The organism is uncultured Roseibium sp. (assembly GCF_947494555.1).
Classification (GTDB): domain Bacteria; phylum Pseudomonadota; class Alphaproteobacteria; order Rhizobiales; family Stappiaceae; genus Roseibium.
In genome coordinates, this window is sequence record NZ_CANLVF010000008.1 from 147,252 (window position 1) to 166,496 (window position 19,245).

18 protein-coding genes are annotated in these 19,245 nt (G+C 57.9%); 10 read left to right on the forward strand and 8 right to left on the reverse strand.

The genetic code is table 11. From position 1 onward, the window contains the following. Positions 1 to 2 precede the first annotated feature (2 nt). The 8 genes from Q0915_RS29835 to Q0915_RS29870 form a co-directional block, all read right to left on the reverse strand. Positions 3 to 800 (reverse strand): alpha/beta hydrolase, encoded by a 798-nt coding sequence (locus Q0915_RS29835; protein WP_299483984.1) that lies wholly within the window; start codon positions 798 to 800, stop codon positions 3 to 5. Then, a complete protein-coding gene (locus Q0915_RS29840; protein ID WP_299483985.1) occupies positions 797 to 1,858 on the reverse strand; it encodes a branched-chain amino acid ABC transporter permease in 1,062 nt (353 codons plus the stop codon). Before Q0915_RS29840 ends, Q0915_RS29835 begins: the two co-directional genes overlap by 4 nt. A gap of 9 nt (positions 1,859 to 1,867) precedes the next feature. Beyond that, the gene (locus Q0915_RS29845; protein WP_299483986.1) at positions 1,868 to 2,896 is read right to left on the reverse strand and encodes a branched-chain amino acid ABC transporter permease; all 1,029 of its coding nucleotides are present in this window, start codon (positions 2,894 to 2,896) and stop codon (positions 1,868 to 1,870) included. After that, positions 2,893 to 3,618 (reverse strand): ABC transporter ATP-binding protein, encoded by a 726-nt coding sequence (locus Q0915_RS29850; RefSeq protein WP_299483987.1) that lies wholly within the window; start codon positions 3,616 to 3,618, stop codon positions 2,893 to 2,895. The genes Q0915_RS29845 and Q0915_RS29850 overlap by 4 nt, the downstream gene beginning before the upstream one ends. Further along, positions 3,618 to 4,388: an ABC transporter ATP-binding protein gene (locus Q0915_RS29855; RefSeq protein ID WP_299483988.1), complete on the reverse strand. Its 771-nt coding sequence runs from the start codon at positions 4,386 to 4,388 to the stop codon at positions 3,618 to 3,620. The genes Q0915_RS29850 and Q0915_RS29855 overlap by 1 nt, the downstream gene beginning before the upstream one ends. A 130-nt stretch (positions 4,389 to 4,518) precedes the next feature. Continuing rightward, the gene (locus Q0915_RS29860; protein ID WP_299483989.1) at positions 4,519 to 5,718 is read right to left on the reverse strand and encodes a substrate-binding domain-containing protein; all 1,200 of its coding nucleotides are present in this window, start codon (positions 5,716 to 5,718) and stop codon (positions 4,519 to 4,521) included. A 411-nt stretch (positions 5,719 to 6,129) separates the two neighbouring features. Beyond that, complete coding sequence (gene ugpC, locus Q0915_RS29865; protein ID WP_299483990.1) at positions 6,130 to 7,191, reverse strand: sn-glycerol-3-phosphate ABC transporter ATP-binding protein UgpC; 1,062 nt, start codon at positions 7,189 to 7,191, stop codon at positions 6,130 to 6,132. 25 nt (positions 7,192 to 7,216) lie between these two features. Continuing rightward, complete coding sequence (locus Q0915_RS29870) at positions 7,217 to 7,996, reverse strand: IclR family transcriptional regulator (RefSeq protein WP_299483991.1); 780 nt, start codon at positions 7,994 to 7,996, stop codon at positions 7,217 to 7,219. Positions 7,997 to 8,115: 119 nt separating this feature from the next. Between Q0915_RS29870 and Q0915_RS29875 the strand changes: the two genes are divergently transcribed. From Q0915_RS29875 to Q0915_RS29920, 10 genes are all read left to right on the forward strand, one after another. Continuing rightward, on the forward strand, positions 8,116 to 9,375 hold the full coding sequence (locus tag Q0915_RS29875) for an ABC transporter substrate-binding protein (protein WP_299483992.1): 1,260 nt from the start codon (positions 8,116 to 8,118) through the stop codon (positions 9,373 to 9,375). 86 nt (positions 9,376 to 9,461) lie between these two features. After that, complete coding sequence (locus tag Q0915_RS29880) at positions 9,462 to 10,379, forward strand: sugar ABC transporter permease (protein WP_299483993.1); 918 nt, start codon at positions 9,462 to 9,464, stop codon at positions 10,377 to 10,379. 1 nt (position 10,380) lies between these two features. Beyond that, entirely contained in the window at positions 10,381 to 11,229 is an 849-nt protein-coding gene (locus Q0915_RS29885) for a carbohydrate ABC transporter permease (RefSeq protein ID WP_299483994.1), read from the forward strand. 54 nt (positions 11,230 to 11,283) lie between these two features. Further along, positions 11,284 to 13,362 carry an alpha-galactosidase gene (locus Q0915_RS29890; RefSeq protein ID WP_299483995.1) on the forward strand — a complete coding sequence of 693 codons (2,079 nt, stop codon included), beginning with the start codon at positions 11,284 to 11,286 and terminating at the stop codon, positions 13,360 to 13,362. Positions 13,363 to 13,425: 63 nt separating this feature from the next. Further along, on the forward strand, positions 13,426 to 14,190 hold the full coding sequence (locus Q0915_RS29895; RefSeq protein WP_299483996.1) for an SDR family oxidoreductase: 765 nt from the start codon (positions 13,426 to 13,428) through the stop codon (positions 14,188 to 14,190). After that, a complete protein-coding gene (locus tag Q0915_RS29900) occupies positions 14,187 to 15,107 on the forward strand; it encodes a 2-dehydro-3-deoxygalactonokinase (protein ID WP_299483997.1) in 921 nt (306 codons plus the stop codon). Before Q0915_RS29895 ends, Q0915_RS29900 begins: the two co-directional genes overlap by 4 nt. Next, on the forward strand, positions 15,104 to 15,718 hold the full coding sequence (locus Q0915_RS29905) for a 2-dehydro-3-deoxy-6-phosphogalactonate aldolase (RefSeq protein ID WP_299483998.1): 615 nt from the start codon (positions 15,104 to 15,106) through the stop codon (positions 15,716 to 15,718). The genes Q0915_RS29900 and Q0915_RS29905 overlap by 4 nt, the downstream gene beginning before the upstream one ends. A gap of 5 nt (positions 15,719 to 15,723) precedes the next feature. After that, positions 15,724 to 16,563, forward strand: coding sequence for an SMP-30/gluconolactonase/LRE family protein (locus tag Q0915_RS29910; protein ID WP_299483999.1), 840 nt, complete (start codon positions 15,724 to 15,726; stop codon positions 16,561 to 16,563). A gap of 182 nt (positions 16,564 to 16,745) precedes the next feature. Beyond that, positions 16,746 to 18,647 carry a beta-galactosidase gene (locus tag Q0915_RS29915; RefSeq protein WP_299484000.1) on the forward strand — a complete coding sequence of 634 codons (1,902 nt, stop codon included), beginning with the start codon at positions 16,746 to 16,748 and terminating at the stop codon, positions 18,645 to 18,647. Positions 18,648 to 19,047: 400 nt separating this feature from the next. Then, a complete protein-coding gene (locus Q0915_RS29920; RefSeq protein ID WP_299484001.1) occupies positions 19,048 to 19,206 on the forward strand; it encodes a hypothetical protein in 159 nt (52 codons plus the stop codon). The last annotated feature ends 39 nt before the right edge of the window (positions 19,207 to 19,245 follow it).

A 19,245-nucleotide genomic window follows, 5' to 3' on the forward strand; every position in this document is an offset into this window, starting at 1 on the left:
CCTTAGCGCTCGTCAATCAGGTCCATCAGCAGGTCGTTGAAACGGACAGGTTCTTCCATATGCGGTGCGTGGCCGGAGCTTTCGAAGAGGTGCAGCTGAAAGTCCGGCACATTCTTTTCATGCCAGCGATGGACGCCTTGACCGTACAGTTGGCTCCTGCGCCCCGCGACCAGGTGAAACGGTAAGGGGAAATCCTGCAAAAGCGGACGGAAGTCCTGGGCTGTCAGCGAGGCCCACATCGGTTTCAAAAGTGCCGGATCGGCCTTGGCGATCTCTGCGCCAACTTTTTCCTTCCGTTCCTGCCCAACGGGCAATCCGTGCGCGAAGAGCCGGCTCGCGATCCGCCCCGGCAGCTTCGGCCAGTCCGGAACAATGGCATCAAGAAACACCTGGTTGAGCTCCGAATTGAGCCCGTTCAGCGTGCCGTTTTGCCAGGTGGACGTGTTCAGCACTTTCGGTGTCATGTCGATTGCAACGAAGGAAGAAAGCCTGTCCGGACCGAAACGCTCGATCATCGAATAAGCAACGAGGGCTCCCATGGACCAGCCGCAGACAACGGCGCCTGTGATATCTCGCCTAACCAGTTCGGCATGGACTGCATCAGCAGCCGCTTCGATCGTCAATGGCAGATGGTTGCCGGTGTGCCCGTGACCTGGAAGATCCGGAACAAGACAGCGGGCATGCGCCATGAGGCCGTCAATCTGGCTTTGAAAGAACTGGCCCGTACACGACCAGCCGTGAATGAGCACCAGGGGGCGTCCTGCTCCGACGTCGCGAATGTAAAGTCCCTTGTTGCTCAAGCACGCCCCGCCCGCAGTCTTCCGACGATCCCGCTCGGAAAGAAATAAACCGAGAGAACAAATAGCACGCCGAGCCAAAGCAGCCATCGTTCCGGTGCAACGAGTGTGGAAACCAGCGGTACGGCGCTTGTCGCCTCCGCGGCAACGCCCATCAGGTTCTGCAAATAGGTCTGCGCCAGGATGAACAGGGTCGCTCCGAGAACGGCTCCATAGAGCGTGCCCATGCCCCCAATGACGACCATCAGCAGAATGTCGATCATGATCTCCATCGACAGGGTTGTGGCCGGGCCTGTGTAGCGTAGCCAGATCGCCAGCAATGACCCGGCAAACGCCGCCATGACAGCGGAAAGGACCGTTGCGGTGGTGCGATACCAGACCACCTTGTACCCGATCGCTTCTGCCCGGAACGCATTGTCCCGAACGGCCTTGAGCGTCCGCCCGAATGGCGAATTGACGATCCGCAACATGACCAGAAACAGCATCAGTGAGGCAAAAAACACGAGGTAGTAGGCCAGAAGCTTTCCGTTTATCCGGACGCCGAAGACTTTTTCCTGAACGAGCTTGAAGGCCGGTGTCAGCTCGCGCGGGATCTTGTAGTTGAGCCCGTCCTCGCCGCCTGTCAGCCAGGACATCTGCGAAACGAAAACCGCGAACGCGCTTGCAACGGCCAGCGTCACCATGGCGAAGAAGATCGCCTTGACGCGCAGCGAGAAAAGACCGATTGCAAGGGCAAAGACGGCCGCAACAAGCGCGCCGGCGAGCGTGCCCCAGACGAGCGACCCGTAGCTCGGACCGGACGTGCTGAGCGCAAGTGCGGTGCCATAAGCACCAATGCCGAAGAACATGGTATGCGCAAAGGAGACGATCCCCGAATAACCGAGCAAGAGATCGTAACTCGCCACCAGGACGATGAAGATGCAGATCCGCGCTGCCGTCTCGAGCGACTTTGTCCCCGGGAACAGGAACGGTGCAAAAGCGAGCGAAATCAGGACCGCTACGAGCAGCAAAGTCAGAAGACCGCTGCGCGGTGTGTCGCCGGAAAGAAGTCTGGTGAGCATGCCTGTCCCTCACTTCGCCTTGACGACGGGATAAAGACCCTGGGGCCGCCACATCAGGATCACGACCATAAGCGCGATGGTCGAGATCAGCGCCACTTTGGGCGCGAGAAAGGCCGTGTAGTTGGCGAGCAGGCCGACAAGCAGAGCGCCTATGAAACAACCTTCGACGGAGCCTAGTCCGCCGATGATCACCACGATGAAGACCAGCACCATGATCTCCGATCCCATATGCGCCGTGATCGTCTCCTGGTAGAGCCCCCACATCACGCCGCCGAGACCGGCAAGCGCCGAGCCGGTCATGAAGACGATCAGGAACAACCTGCGGATCCTGTAACCGAGCGCCTCGACCATCTCGCCGTTCTCGACCCCGGCCCTGACAAGCAGGCCGACCTTTGTGTTCTTCAGAACGTGCCGCATCGCAAGAAAGAGAGCGAGGCCGATGGCGACCGCCACGAGCCTGTATTTCTCGATGGCCGCCTCTCCGAATACCACCGATCCCTGTAACGCCTCCGGGCGCGAGATATGCAGTTCGTCCGGCCCCCACACCACGTAAATCATCTGCTGGGCAACGATCAGGCCGCCCATGGTGACGAGGATCTGTTTCAGATGCTCGCCATAGACCGGCATTACGATGACGCGTTCGAAGGCGTACCCGAGCAATCCGGTCACCACCATGGCCGCGAGGATGGCGATTAGAACCGCGGCAAGGTTGAGCATGACGCTCGGCGAGGCGGTCCAGCCGGCAAGCCACGCCAGCACCGTGAATCCGACGAAGGCCCCGACTGCGACAAAGGCCCCATGGCCGAAATTGATGACATCCATGAGCCCGAACACCACGGTCAGCCCGGACGCCATGATGAAAATCATCATGCCCATCGCCAGGCCCGCCACCGTCAGGGTCAGCCAGCTCGCCGGGTTTCCAATGGCAACAAGTCCCAGCAATGCAAGCACGGGTACCAGCAGCACCGGCAGTTTCTGCAACACCTGTTCCCGGAAAGGGACTTTCTCGATGCGCGGCTTGATTGCGGTATCGCTCATTGATGCGCCTCCAGGCTCAACCCCATCAGTCTCTCCTGCAAACTCTCGTCCTCCACCAGTTCGCTCATCTGTCCGGAGTGAATGATGCGGCCGTCATCCATGACGGCGACGGTGTCTCCGATGGCGGACGCCATTGCGAAATTCTGTTCAACGAGCAGGATGGTGGTGTCCGTCTGCTTCAGCTCGCGCAGGGCTTCGGTCATCGCGTTGATGATTGCCGGCGCGAGTCCCTTGGTCGGTTCGTCAATCAGGATCAGCCGGCGCGGTTCGATGATCGCCCGGGCAACGGAGAGCATCTGTTTCTGACCACCGGAAAGCGTTCCGGCGGATGCCTCCCAGAAAGTGCCTATCGGGGGAAACAGGTCCTTGATCCAGCCGAGACGTTTGCCGTCCATGGGGCCGCCTGAGGCCGCGAGCGCCATGTTCTCGGCAACGGTCAGATCGGTAAAGATTCCCATGTCTTCGGGCACATAGGCAACGCCGCGCCGGGAAATCTCGGGCGTATCGAGTTGTGTGATCAGGTGATCATCGAAGCGGATTTCACCCTGGTTGGCGGTCCACAGCCCCATGATGGTCCTGAGCGTCGTGGTCTTGCCCGCGCCGTTGCGTCCCAGAAGAACGGTCACACCGCCTTCCGGCACGACGAGATCCACGCCCTGAAGAATGTGGTAAGGACCGATAAGCGTGTGCACGCCGGCAAGTGAAAGCAGGGTGTCGGACATCAGGCCGCCTCCGGAGCCTTGCCGAGATACGCCTCCTGCACGACGGGCAGCGCAATCACTTCGGCGGGATCACCATCTGCAACAAGTTCGCCGTTATGCAGCACAACGATGCGATCAGCCAGGGACCGAATCACGTCCATCTTGTGCTCAACCAGCAGGATGGTCCGGTCCATGTCCGCCTTCAGTTTCCGGATAAGCTCCAGAATGACCGGCACTTCGTCGACGCTCATGCCAGCTGTCGGTTCGTCGAACATCAGCACCTGGGGCCCAAGAGCAATCAGCAGCGCGACTTCAAGCTTGCGCTGGTCGCCATGGGGGAGCGCCGAAACGATCTGGTCGGCCTGATCGATCAACCGGACTTCCGCCAGAACGTGATCGGCGCGTTCCAGAAGCTCGATATGGCTTTCCGCGATCGAAAACAGATCGAACCCTTTACGCGCCTTGGACTGCGCGACAAGACGGACGTTTTCGCGCACGCTCAGGGTGGGAAACAGATTGGTCAGCTGGAAGGCGCGCCCGATGCCGCGATCCGTCCGCTCGGGAACTGACAGTCTGGTGATGTTTTCGCCATTCAGCGTCACGACGCCGTCTGATGCCTTGAGCTGCCCCGAAATGAGATTGAAATAGGTTGTCTTTCCTGCGCCGTTCGGTCCGACAATGGCGGTCAGTGTTCCCCGGTCGAACCTGCATGAGACGCGGTCAACCGCAACATGACCGCCGAAGCGGATGGTCAGGTCACGAGTTTCGAGAATAGGTTTTTCTGTCGCCACGGGAATGCATCCTGTGATTTCGAATACGTCTGCCGGCAAGGCCCCGGCCGGTCGAATTTCTCCGGCCGGGCAACTTTACAGGATTTCGGGAACTGGCGCGTGGTCGATGGGGTGAAACGCGCCGGTCTCCCTACTGATTGCGGATCGGTATATCCATATCCTCGATCTTCAGTTCACGGACCAGTTCCGGAATGCCCCACTCGACATCGGGATCGACCCGGATCTTGAAGTGATACATGGGCTGCAGTGCCTGATGATCTTCCGCGCGGAACACCATCTTGCCCTTTGGCGTTTCGAATTCCATGCCTTCCATCGCGCCGATCAGATCTTCCGTTTCCGTTGAACCTGCCTTGCGGATCGCCTCGACAATTGCAATCCCTGCGGACATGCCGCCTGCGGTGAAGAAATCTGGTGGCGCATCGAAACGCTTCTGGTGCTCGGTTACGAGCCAGTCGTTCACCGGGTTTTTCGGGATCTCATAATAGTAATAGGTCGCGCCTTCCATTCCAGGCAATGCCTTGTAGGCCTTCATCGCCGCCAGGATATTGCCGCCCGTCGCAATCTCGACGCCGAACCTTTCCGGCTCCATTGCCTGGATCTTGCTGATCGGATTGCCGCCGCCAGCCCAGATCACGAACAGGAACTTGCGGCCTGGTTCGTCTTTCAGGGCATCGAAAATGCGCTGCGCGTTCGCGGTGAAGTCCTTGGTGTCGGTGGGGGCGTATTCTTCGAAGACAAGGTTGGCACCGGTGCCCGCCAGCGCTTCCTTGAACGCGGCGACACCGTCCCGGCCGAACGCGTAGTCCTGCGCGAGCGTTGCAATCGAAACGCCTTCCTGGCCAAGCGCGACCGCATTCGCGATCGCGTCTTGCGATGAATTGCGTGAGGTCCGGAAGACGTAACGGTTCCAATTGTTGCCTGTTATTGAATCGGCAACGGCTGGTTCAACGATCAGCAGCTTTTCATATTCTTCGGCGACCGGCAGCATCGCGAGTGCAACACCGGAAGAAACTGGCCCGACCGCAATATCGACCTCGTCATCGCCATAGGCTTCGGCAAGGGCCGCCTTGCCGATATCCGGCTTCAGTTGCGTGTCCTTCTCGATCACCACGATCTTGCGGCCGTCGATCTCCATCGAGCCGTCGGTGGCGTATTCAAGCCCCATCATCAGGCCGGTGTGGGACTGTTTTGCATAGGCTTCGAACGGTCCGGTTTTTCCGTAGACGTGAGCTATCTTGATATCTTCCGCCAGGGCGGCAGGCACGCTCACGGCGAAAAGGCTCAGGCCGGCCACAATCGGACTTGCCCAGCGGTGAAGGCGTATGGTCATCGTTTTCCTCCCGATAGGCGCAGGAACCAGACAGGCTGCGTTCTGCTCTCACATCACGCAAAACTCCATCTTTCCGCCCAACGCCATGCATATATGAAACCTGAATCAGTATTCATGTCAAGACAAGACGACGACAGCTCGGCGCAACAGGCCTCGCAAGACACCCCCTGTTAGACCGGACAACGCTCTTCAGGCTGGCCGAAATTTCAAATCTTGAATTGTTGAGTTTGCGATGGCCGCGTTACGAAGAAAGTGAGCGGATAAACCGCTCACGATATTCGGCACCCGGGATCAGATACTGTTGAATTAGCTTGGCAAATCCGGTGTGGAAAATGCGGCTTCCAACAGAAAAGGCTGCGCCCACAGACAGGGAAGGAGGTCGCCGCTGAGCACGGCGACCGCCCAAGCAGATTACCGCAACCGCGCTTCGGTCTCTGCGTCAAAGAAGTAAGCGGACGACGGATCGAAAGCGATTTCAACGTTGCCTTCCCTCACCGGAGCCTCTTCTCCTTTCGTCTCCACGATGACTTTCTCACCGCTCGGACAGATCAGATAAGAGTAGGCAACGCCGCCGAGCTGTTCGCACAGGTCGACGGTCGCACCCTCGGAACTCGCGGAAATCTTCAGATGCTGCGGGCGCAATCCGACCAGAACCTTTGTTCCGGCACCCGGAAGCGCAACATTCGTCGGCACGGTTATTCCACCAAATGCGGGAATGGTGACACCACTTTCGGCGGCAACACCTTCAACAAAGTTCATGCTCGGCGAGCCGATGAAACCCGCAACGAAGCGGTTGTCTGGATCAGAATAAAGCTTCATCGGCGACCCGACCTGTTCGATCTTGCCTGCACGCAGCACGACAATCTTGTCGGCAAGCGTCATGGCTTCGACCTGGTCGTGCGTCACGTAGATCATCGTAGCGCCGATATCCTTGTGCAGCCGCGCGATTTCGACACGCATGTCGACACGCAGTTCCGCATCGAGGTTGGACAGCGGTTCGTCAAAGAGGAAAACTTCCGGTCCGCGAACGATTGCCCGGCCGATGGCAACACGCTGGCGCTGACCGCCCGAAAGAGCTTTCGGCTTGCGTTTCAAGTAGGGATCCAGCTTAAGGATACGGCTTGCTTCGGAAACCTTTGCGTTGATCTCCTCCTTGGGGTGGCCGTTCATCTTGAGACCGAAGCCCATATTCTCTTCAACCGACATGTGCGGATAAAGCGCGTAGGTCTGGAACACCATCGCCACGCCGCGCTCGGACGGATCCAATCTCGTCACATCGCGACCGCCTATCTGGATCTGTCCGGTGGTTGTTTCCTCTAGTCCGGCAATCATGCGCAAGAGTGTGGACTTTCCACAGCCGGACGGGCCGACAAAAACGCAGAATTCACCATGGTCGATCTGAAGATCCACGCCGTGGATGACTTGCAGGTCGGCATATTTTTTGACTGCTTTGGTCAGCGTGACGCCAGACATTTAATCTCTTCTCCCTAGATGTGATTCAGGCGGGGAACTGCCAGTCTTCAACGGCTGCAGCAATTTCCGAAGCGGTTTTCATAAGCACAGGACGCACTTCTGAAAGCTCTTCCAGACCCTTTCGTGTTGTCGATGTGGTGACGGAGAGCGCCCCGATGGGACGCCCTTTTGAGGACAGGACAGGTGCGGCAATACAGATAATGCCGGGTTCATGCTCCTCCCGGTCGTATGCAACCCCTTTGTTTTTGATGTCCTCCAGATCGGCCCTGAGCGCGGCTTCGCTGCTCAACGTCGAAGGTGTGTAAGCATAGAACGACTGTTTCTTGATCGCTTCCGCAAGCTCGTCCGGCTCCAGGAACGCCAGCAACGCCTTTCCGACCCCGGTACAGTATCCGGGTCCGATCTTGCCGGCCTGCGAATACATGTCGATGGGATTGATGGCATTGCGCTTGTCGACATAAAGCACCTGCCCTCCGTCCAGTTGCGCCAGGTGGACGGTCTCTCCGACGGCTTCGGACAGTTTGCGCACGAAAGGACGCGCGATAGGAGCGATGGAACTCTGGCGCCAGGCGGCGTGAGCAAGCCGGACAAGCCGGATTCCGAGCGAATAGGTTTGCTGGCCTTCGTCATAGGCAAGCATACCCTGACTCACCAGTGTCTGAAGCAACCGGTAGAGCGTCGCCTTGGGATGCACACTCTCGGATAGCAACTCGCTAAAGCGGACCGGACGTCCGACGGCAGCGACTTTATCGAGCACATCGAGCGCCTTGCCGACAGTTCCGTCGCCAGTGGCCTGCTTGTTCATGATTTCCTCCGTCGGCCCGTTTCTTTTTCGCCGGGCCTGTTGACAACTTAACCTGATCAGCTCAAAGTATCAATATACAAAACTAAGTTTCAAATAATGGAACCAAAAGGGAGGACACCATGCGTTCCATGTTGAAGACGTCCGCTGCTGCTTTCGCCATTCTGGCAGGCACAATGGGCGCTGTTTCTGCTGACGGCCTGACAGGCGATCTCAAGATTTTCCTAGACACGTCGAACCCGGCACCGCGGGCCACGATGGAAAACATGATTTCGCAGTTCCAGGAGAAAAACCCGGACCTGAACATCGAGACCACCGTGATCGATCGTGAGGCCTACAAGACCCAGATCCGTAACTTCCTCACCGCGAATGCGCCCGATGTCGCGACCTGGTACGCTGCCAACCGCATGCGTCCCTATGTTGAAGCAGGCCTTTTTGAAGACGTCTCGGATTTGTGGGCAGAGCCTGCAATCGCCGACAATCTGGCATCGACCAAAGGCGCGATGACCATCGACGGCAAGCAATGGGGCGTTCCCTACACGTATTACCAGTGGGGCGTTTACTACCGCAAAGACATCTTCGACGAACTCGGCCTCAGCGAGCCGACGACCTGGGAAGAAGAAAAAGCCAACTGCCAGAAGATCATCGATGCCGGCAAGAAGTGCTACACGATCGGCACCAAGTTCCTCTGGACCGCAGGCGGCTGGTTCGACTACCTGAACATGCGCACCAACGGCTTCGACTTCCACATGGACTTGCTGACCGGCGAGGCTTCGTGGCAGTCCGACGAAGTTCGCAAGACATTCGCCAACTGGCGCGAGCTCATCGACATGGGCGCGTTCATCGACAACCACCAGACCTACAGCTGGCAGGAAGCCCTGCCCTTCATGGTTAAGGGTGATGCCGCTGCATACCTGATGGGAAATTTCGCCGTAGCGCCGCTGCGCGACGCCGGCCTGAGCGACGACCAGATCGACTTCTACCAGTTCGTGGAAATCACGCCTGGTATCGAGAAGGCCGAAGACGCGCCGACCGACACATTCCACATTCCTTCCAATGCGCAGAACAAGGAAGCGGCACGCGAGTTCCTGCGGTTCGTTGTTTCTCCGGACGTACAGACCCAGATCAACAACGGCAAGAACCTTGGTCAGCTTCCGGTTAACGCCAACTCCTCGGTCGACGACGACAAGTTCCTCGTCCAGGGCTTCGAGATGCTCTCGAGCAACTCTCCAGGTGGCGTTGCCCAGTTCTTTGACCGTGACGCGCCGGCTGAAATGGCGAAAGTTGCCATGGAAGGCCTGCAGGAATTCATGGTCAAGCCGGATAACCTTGACAAGATCCTGGCCCGCCTGGATCGCGCTCGCGAGCGCATCTACAAGTAAGTTCCGCACATAGCGGAACAGGACAGGGTGCGTCCCGCACCCTGTCCCCTTACAAGGTCCCAGTAGCCAATTCTGGAGAGGCAAACATGGCCCAGGCGTCCGTTGCCCAAGACCACCAGAGCTCGTGGTGGCACCGAAACCAGCAACAAATCACTCCGTGGCTGTTCCTGGCTCCAGGTATTCTCTTCTTTCTGTTTTATGTGATCTTCCCGATCTTCCAGTCGTTCAACCTGTCTCTTTATGAATGGGACGGTCTCGGCCAGGCAGAATATGTCGGGCTCTACAACTACGAAGAACTCTATTGGGACGAAGCCTTTTACACGTCGTTGAAAAACAACGTCATCTGGCTGCTTCTCTATCTGCTTGCCATTCCCGCCGGGCTTTTCATCGCCCTCTTCCTGAACCAGACGGTGACAGGTATCCGGCTCTATAAATCGCTGTTTTTCTTCCCGTTTGTGATTTCGCAGGTTGTCGTCGGTCTCGTGTTCACCTGGTTTTACGACCCGACTTTCGGCATCCTCAATGTGGTTCTTGGCGCGGTCGGCATTCCACCGATGAATGTGCTTGGCGACGAGAACTGGGTTACCGTCGGGATTATCGTTGCCGGTCTGTGGCCGCAAACCGCCTACTGCATGATCCTTTATCTGACAGGCCTCAACGCCGTTGATCCCGAACAGATCGAAGCCGGTCGTCTGGACGGCGCCAAGGGCTGGAAGATGCTGTGGTACATCATCGTTCCGCAGTTGCGCCCGGCAACCTTCATCGCCTTCGTTGTCACCATCATCGGTGCATTGCGGTCCTTCGACCTGATCTCCGTCATGACCAATGGCGGTCCGTTCGGTGCCAGCCGCGTCCTCAGCTTCTACATGTTCGAGGTCGCCCTGTCCGAATACGGGTTCCGCATGGGCTACGGTGCTGCAATTGCGGTCGTACTGTTCCTGATCATGCTGGCCTTCATCGCCTACTTCCTGCGGTCGATGTACAAAGAAGAAAAGGCGCGCTGAGATGTTTCCGACACCGATCGAACGCACACCGCGCTCATGGCAAGTGACCTATCAGTCGTTCCTGCCGCTGGCGCTGATCCTCTGGCTGCTGCCCCTCATCGCCGTTGCCATTTTCTCGGTCAAGCCCGAATCCGACTTCGCCAACGCGAACTATTGGGGCTGGCCGTCGGAATTCAAGGGGTTTGCCAACTACTGGCTGGTGTTTACCGCATCCGACATGCCGCAATACATGCTGAACTCGTTCAAGATCACGATCCCGACCGTGATCGGTGCCGTGGCGCTCTCCTGCATGACCGGATTTGCGCTCGGCATCTACAAGTTCAAGGCAAACATCTGGATCTTCTTCATGTTTGTCGCCGGCAATTTCGTTCCGTTCCAGATCCTGATGGTCCCCGTTCGTGACCTCACGCTTCAGCTGGGTCTCTACAACACCATAACGGGTCTGGTTCTGTTCCACGTTGCCTTCCAGACCGGGTTCTGCACCCTGTTCATGCGAAACTTCATCCGCGCCCTCCCCTTCGAGTTGATCGAGGCGGCGCGCGTAGAAGGTATCTCGGAATGGCGGATTTTCTGGTTCGTGGTGCTTCCGCTGATGAAGCCTGCTATTGCCGCGCTCTCTGTTCTGATGTTCACCTTTATCTGGAACGACTATTTCTGGGCAATTGTTCTGACGCAGGGCGTGGAAAGCCAGCCGGTCACGGCAGGGATCACCTCGTTCAATGCGCAATATCGCGCCGCGTATCATCTGATGAGTGCCGGTTCGATCGTTGCAGCGCTTCCGCCGGTGGCCATGTTCTTCTTGATGCAGCGGCACTTTATCGCCGGCCTGACACTCGGGGCTGTTAAATGATCGGCCTGTATCAGGCCGGTCTGAATACAAAAAAGAGTGTGTGGAGTTAAGGGAATGCAGGCTAGGACCTGGCATCTCGGCGATGATTATCAAAGCCTGGTGCTCGCCAGCTTGGGGGACTGCCTTCCCGAAGCGGTTTATTGGGGGCCTGCGCTTCCGGAACAGCAATCGTATCAGTCGCTTGCAGCCGCTGCAGTAACAGATGTCACGGGCGGCATGGTGGACCGGAATGCGCCCATCAGCCTGAACCCGGAAGCATCCCAGACCTTTCCCGGTCAGTCGGGACTGACCGGTCGGGACGCCGACGGCCAGCCGCTCACACCACGGTTTCGCTTTTCGAGCGAAACGGTGTCTGAGCACGGCCTGACGCTTGTTTATGCCGACACCGACCTCGATCTGAGCCTTGTCCTCGAACTGTCGATAGATCCGGAAACGTCGCTCTTGCAGATGCAAACCCATCTGGAAAGCGCACACAAGATTACGGTTGACTGGCTCGCAGCCCCGGTGCTCCCCGTTCCCGCCCATATGGGGGAAATGATCGAGTATTCCGGCCGCTGGTGCGCGGAGTTCCTGACGCGCAGACTTCCCTTTGCACCGGGAGCAAGAGTGCGGGACAACCGGACCGGCCGCACCGATCATGCGCACTTCCCCGCCCTGATTGTTTGTTCGAGCCAAACGAGCAATACGTCAGGAGAAGCCTACGCGTATCACTACGGATGGTCCGGCGGTCACAGGATGGTCGCAGAGGAACTGGCCGACGGACGGCGCCAGGTCCAGTTCGGTCATGCATCCGCAAGCATGAAAAAGAACCATGCATTCCGGACGGCACCACTCTTCGCCACTTATTCCGGCACCGGTTTCAACGGCGCCGCGGTGCGTTTCCAAAGATACGTCAGGAACCAGCTGGTTTCCGGTGCGAAAATGCCGCGCCCGGTCCATTATAATTGCTGGGAAGCCGTATATTTCGATCACAAGCTTGACGAACTGAAGTCAATTGCCTCCAGGGCGGCGGACCTGGGGGCCGAGCGTTTTGTGCTGGACGATGGATGGTTCGGCCAAAGGGACGATGACACATCCTCCCTTGGTGACTGGGTCGTCGACAAGCGGAAATACCCCGACGGGCTTAAACCGCTCATCGACCACGTCAAATCGCTCGGACTCGAATTCGGCATCTGGTTCGAACCAGAGATGATCAACGAAAACAGCGACCTGTTCCGGGCGCATCCTGATTGGGTTCTGGGATCGGCCGATCAGCCGAAGGGTCGGCAGCAACTTGTCCTCGATATGTCGCGCGAGGACGTACATGACTATCTGTTCAATTGCATCGCCAAGGTGCTTTCGGAAAATGATATCGGCTACATCAAATGGGACCACAATCGCGTTTTGCCCGTAGTCGATGCGGCTCAAACCGAAGGGCTCTACACCCTCATCGATCGCCTGCGCGCGGACTTTCCACATGTCGAGATCGAAAGCTGCGCTTCTGGCGGCGGCAGGGTCGATTTCGGAATTTTGAAGCGGACGCACAGGGTCTGGCTCTCGGACAGCAACGACGCCCTCGAACGGCAGCGCATTCAGCATGACGCGTCCCTGTTTCTTCCCGCAAGCGTGACAGGATCGCATGTCGGCCCGCGTGTCAGCCACACATCGGGCCGCACGATAAACGGCAAGTTTCGTGCCTGGACGGCAGCTCAACGGCATATGGGTTTCGAAATGGACCCTCGGGAATTGTCTGATGAGGAAGCAGACATCCTGAAATCGGTCACCAGCTGGTGGAAGGCAAACAGGGACTGGATGGCAACGGCCGACATTTTGCGCCTGGACAGCGCAGATCCGGCATTGTTCGCAGAGCAGCAACTGGCAGAGGACGGCGGCCGTTTTGTTGTCTTTGCAGCACTCGTGCGTCCTTCGAACCAGATTTTGCAATACCCGTTGCGGCTGACCGGCCTCGACAAAAACGCACTCTATAGGATCACGCTGATCAATCGTGCCGAGGCGCCGGGCCTGTCCCGCGGGTCTCCGCTCCTGAAGAAAAATGACCTAGAGGCAAGCGGGCAGTATCTCATGTCGCATGGTCTCATTTTGCCCTGGCGCTTCCCGGAAACGATCTGGGTTCTGGAAGCAAAACGGCTCTGAACAGACAAGAATTTGCCGGCACAGTGTTTTGAGGTGCCGTGGCAAAACAGAAGGGAGCGTCATATGCACGCAAACTATCCTGACCTGAAAGGCCAGTCGGTCTTCATTACCGGCGGCGGTTCCGGCATCGGCGCGGAACTCACAAGCGGATTTTTGGCCCAGGGTGCAAAGGTTGCCTTCGTCCAACGTTCGGATGCGACAGAATTTTGCGATGAGATGGAGCGCCTGCACGGCAACCGACCGCTGTTTCTGCCTTGCGATATCTCCAATATTGGCCAGCTTAAAGGCGCAATCGACAAGGCTGCCGAAGCGCACGACGCTATTACGGTGCTTGTCAACAACGCCGCCAACGACAAACGCCACGCAACGGAAGAAGTGGATGAGGAATTCTGGGATTGGTCCCAGGCCATTAATCTGAAGGCCTATTTCTTTGCATGTCAGCATGTAGTTGCGGGAATGCGCGCGGCCGGAGGCGGATCGATCGTCAATTTCACGTCGATTTCGTATATGATGGGCAATGCAGGCTATGCCTCATACACGACTGCCAATTCCGGGATTAACGGAATGACGCGGAGCCTTGCCCGCGAGTTTGGTCCGGAAAACATCCGGGTCAATGCCATCGCACCCGGCTGGGTGCTGACACAAAAACAAAAAGACATGTGGGTGACGCCGGAAGCACTCGCGGCGCATATTGACCGCCAGTGCCTGAAGTTTGAATTAGCGCCTGAAGACATGGTCGATCCCGTCCTGTTCCTGGCATCGAAGACCAGCAGGGGCATGACAGGGCAAGCGATCGTCGTCGACGGTGGAGTAGTGGTGACGGGATGAGCCTTCAGGCAAAAGCGGACTGGATCGCGGTGGATTGGGGCACAACCAATCTGCGCGCCTGGGCGCTTGATTCTCAAGACAATATCATCGCCCATCGCAGCTCAAGCAAAGGGATGAGCAGTCTTGAAAAAGACGAGTTCGAACCGACCCTGCTTGAACTGATTGGTGACCTCATTCGTCCCGCCGGCAAAACTGCCGTCGTGATCTGCGGCATGGCCGGGTCCCGTCAGGGCTGGGCGGAGGCCCCCTATAAAACAACCCCCTGCGCACCGCCTGCCCTCAAAGACGCAACCACAGTCCGTTCTTTGGATGAGCGCCTCGACGTGCGCATTCTGCCCGGCATCAAGCAACCTGATCCGGCCGATGTCATGCGCGGCGAGGAAACCCAGATTGCCGGTTTTCTGTCGGAAAACGCCGGGTTCTCGGGAACCCTTTGTTTGCCGGGAACACACTCGAAATGGGTCAGGCTCCAGGACGGTATCGTAGAGCATTTCAGGACCTGCATGACGGGGGAAATGTTCGCACTCCTTTCCGCGCGCTCCGTCCTGCAACACAGCCTCTCGCCGAAGGAAATGGATCAAACCGCGTTTGACGAGGCTGTTGAGCAGGTTGCCGGTCGCCCACAGTCGATCGCTACAAGCCTCTTCGGTATCCGCGCTGGTGGTCTTGTTGCCGGCTTGTCACCGCAATCGGCCAGGGGGCGTCTTTCGGGTCTGTTGATTGGCGCTGAACTCGCCGCGGTGAGAGATGAGTTTGATCTTTCAGCCGTCATCCTGCTGGGGAGCGACCAGATTGCCACGGCATACCAGAGGGCGCTTGCCCGCCTCGGACACAAGTCCGAAGTGATCAACGCTGAGGCCACCACGCTGAATGGCCTTGCGCTTGCCTATTCTTCCTATTCAAAGGTTTCCTCATGAGCCGGAATCTTATCGCAATCCTGCGGGGCTTGACCCCACCTGAGGCATTGCCTATCGCTGAATGCCTGATCGACGCTGGCATCACCCGCATCGAAGTTCCGTTGAACTCTCCGGATCCCTTCAAGAGCATCGAATCCATGGTCAAAGCGTATTCTGACCGTGCTGAGATTGGCGCTGGAACCGTTCTGACACCCGAACAGGTGCTTGAAGTCAAGTCGGCGGGCGGAACCTTGATTGTTTCGCCTGATTGCAATCCCGACGTAATTCTCGCCACGAAAGCGGAGGACATGTCCTCTTTTCCGGGGGTCATGACCCCGAGCGAGTGTTTTACGGCTCTGCGCTGTGGAGCGGACGGACTGAAATTCTTTCCTGCATCCCTGATCGGGCCCGACGGACTGAAAGCCATGCTCGCGGTTTTACCGAAGGAAACCCCGACCTATGCGGTCGGTGGCGCCGGTCCGGACAATTTCGGGGCCTGGTTTCAGGCAGGCGCGACAGGATTCGGGATCGGAACCGCCCTCTATAAACCGGGCCTCACCGTCGCGGACGTCAAGGAACGCGCCGCGCAGATTGTCAGCGCCTATGACACTGCCGTCTCAGCCAGCGGATAATAATAATGACAAACATATTTGACGAGCGGCCCTGTACGCTCGGCGAGGGACCGCTTTGGCACCCGGAACGCCAGCAGCTTTTCTGGTTCGACGTCCTGAACCGGCGTCTGTTGTCACGGGAAAATGGCACGACCAAATCCTGGGATTTTGACGAGTATGTTTCGGCCGCTGGCTGGGTCAGCAAGTCGGAGTTGATGATCGCGAGCGCGAGCCAGCTCTTTCTGTTCAACCTTGACACCGAAGCCAGAATGAAACTGTGCACACTGGAAGCGGATGATCCTGTTACCAGATCGAATGACGGCCGCGCTGACCCCAAGGGCGGGTTCTGGATCGGCACGATGGGGATCAATGCCGAACAAGGCAAAGGCGCGATTTACCGCTACTACCGTGGCGAACTGCGACGGCTTTACTCCGGCATCACGATCACCAACGCGATCTGCTTTTCGCCCGATGGGCAAAAAGCCTACTTCGCCGATACGGCAACCCAGACAATTCAACAAGTTGTCCTCGACGACAACGGATGGCCTACGGCAACACCCACGCTCTTCACCGACCTTTCGAAGGAAGGACACAATCCCGACGGCGCCGTTGTCGACAGCGAAGGTTACCTCTGGAACGCACAATGGGGTGCCAACCGTGTCGCGCGATATACGCCGAACGGCAGCTTTGTTGAGGAAGTTTCGTTCCGCGCGCGGCAGATCTCCTGTCCGGCATTCGGAGGTGCAGACCTTCAAACCCTGTTCGCAACCTCGGCCGCAGTGGGTCTGAACGGCGACTGGGAAGGCAAAACCTATTTCGCCCAGGTGTCTGCACGCGGGCAAGCGGAGCACCGCGTCATTCTTTGACCAAAAACAGGAATACTCTGGCCGCCGATCGCCCTTGAACCAGGTCACCTGCGGTTGTCATCGCTGCGAAGGCAGGGATCCGGTACAATTCCGCAAAGACCAACCTGACTTCAGGACGAGTGGCCGCCCGGCCCTGGCGCGCTGTCGCCGACCGGGACAACAAATTTGATGAGAGAAGCCAGATGAAGCGCACGCTAGGGACCTGCTACTATCCAGAGCACTGGCCGGAAGAGATGTGGGAAGCCGACGCCCGCCGCATGGCGGAAACAGGCCTGACCTGGGTACGGATCGGCGAATTTGCGTGGTCGCGGCTGGAGCCTTCTCCCGGTGACCTTCAGTTTGACTGGATGGACCGGTCCATCGGAATTTTGGGTGCGGCGGGATTGAAGGTCGTTCTCGGCACACCGACGGCAACGCCCCCCAGATGGCTTGTCGACAAACATCCCGACATGATCGCGCTGGATGCAAACGGAAATCCAAGAGGTTTCGGCTCTCGTCGCCATTACTGCTTTTCGCATCAGGGATACCGGGAAGAAAGCGACCGGATCGTCCGGCTGTTTGCCGAACGTTATGGCTACAACCCCTATGTTGCCGCATGGCAGACCGACAACGAATACGGCTGCCACGACACGACGCATTCCTATACGCCTGCCGCGCTCAACGCGTTCAGGTCGTGGCTCAAGGACCGTTACGGAGCCATCGACGCCCTCAATCGTGCCTGGGGCAACGTCTTCTGGTCGATGGAATATGGTTCATTCGGCGAAATCGGACTGCCCAATCTGACCGTGACCGAACCAAACCCGTCTCATGTGCTGGCATTCCGCCGCTTTTCTTCAGATCAGGTCGCAAGTTTCAATCGGCGCCAGGTGGAAATCATCCGCGAATATTCCAAAGCACCGACCAGCCACAATTTCATGGGCCGGATCACGGAATTCGACCATTTCAAGGTTGGTGACGATCTTGATATCGCGACCTGGGACAGTTACCCGCTCGGGTTCCTGGAAGACAGGGTCGGAGCGGATGAACAGCATCAGCGGACCTACGCCCGTCAGGGCGATCCGGATTTCCAGGCGTTGCATCACGACCTTTACCGGGCAGTCGGCAGGGGACGCTGGTGGGTCATGGAGCAGCAGCCGGGGCCGGTCAACTGGGCGCCGTATAATCCCGCCCCAATGCCCGGGATGATGCGCCTGTGGGCCTGGGAAGCCTATGCACATGGTGCCGAAGCCGTCTGTTATTTCCGCTGGCGCCAGGCCCCCTTTGCCCAGGAACAGATGCATGCCGGCATGCTTCGCCCCGACAATGCGGACGCACCTGCACTGACTGAAGCCAGGCAGGTTGCAGATGAGCTACGCGATGCCCCGGATGTCTCGATCAAACAGGCACCGGTTGCGCTGATCTATGACTACGATGCCGATTTCGCCTGGGCCACCCAGCCGCATGGTGCAGGTCTCAACTACTTCCAGATCGTGTTCGACGTCTACAAGGCGCTCAGAAAACTCGGACTGTCCATCGATATCCTCCGGGCCGACACACGCGACTTCTCGGGTTACAAGCTCGTGCTTGCCCCCGGCATGATCTACATGCCCCAGGACTTGAAGCGCGCGCTCGCAGAAACTGAAGCCCATGTCGTGATCGGGCCACGGACCGCGGCGCGCAACGCCGATATGGTCATCCCGGTTCCACTGCCTCCCGATATGCCCAACGTCGATGTCACCGTCGCGCGGGTTGAAAGCGTTCGACCCGATATGCCGATGCCGTTGAAGGGCGGCGGATGCTTTGTCGGCTATCGCGAGGAGCTCGAAGGTTCTGCCGAAGTTGTCATGACACTCGAAGATGGTCAGATCGCCGTCATGCGGTCTGAAAACATGACCTATGTTGGCGGTGCCTGCGACGAGACAGCTTGGATGCACCTTCTTTCCGGGCTTTGTCAGCAGACCGGACTTGAGACGATCGCGCTCGAGGGCGGCGTTCGCTGCCGGGAAACAGCCAGCCAGAGGATCTGGGTCAATTACGGTTCGGAACCTGCCGAAACGCCGGTCGGTCGGATCGAGGCGGCCGGTGTTCTTTTCGAAAATCTCTAGAAGGTCTTTCCGCCGAACGGTATGGGTTCCTTTGGCAGTCCATCATTACCGGATTTGTTTCACGACTTTGCGGGTGATCCTCTGGTCCTCTGCTTGTCATTCCGGCCGAAGCGCAGCGGAAGGCCGGAAACCAGTAAACCCTTGTCTGTCCGTCTTTTCTCAACCGGCCAGATGGAATTCTGGATCCCGGTCTTGCCGGTTACGCAGCAAACCGGGATGACAATTGGGAAGCAGAAACGAACAGGAGACTTTGCATTGGGGCTTGCAGTTTTTGCCCTCAATGTTCGCCTCATTTCGCGCCGCTCTTGGTCGGCTGCCGGATAATCGTCTTAAAAGACTCAACACCCTTTAGGCCGGACACCAGATGCCGCCGGTTGAAGATAACGGCGCGGATGGCTCAATGCAGAACGTTGACGATCAAAGTCATTCAGTTCGTCATCCCGGGCGCAGCGAAGCGAAGACCCGGGAACGGGGAGCCATAGAGGGTCTCTTGGCTCACCGGTCCCGGCTCGCGCTTACGCTTGGCCTGGATGACGACGGAGAATTGGATATCTGGTAGTGAGTAACACGCAGATCTGCAGTTCAAACCGTCATTCCT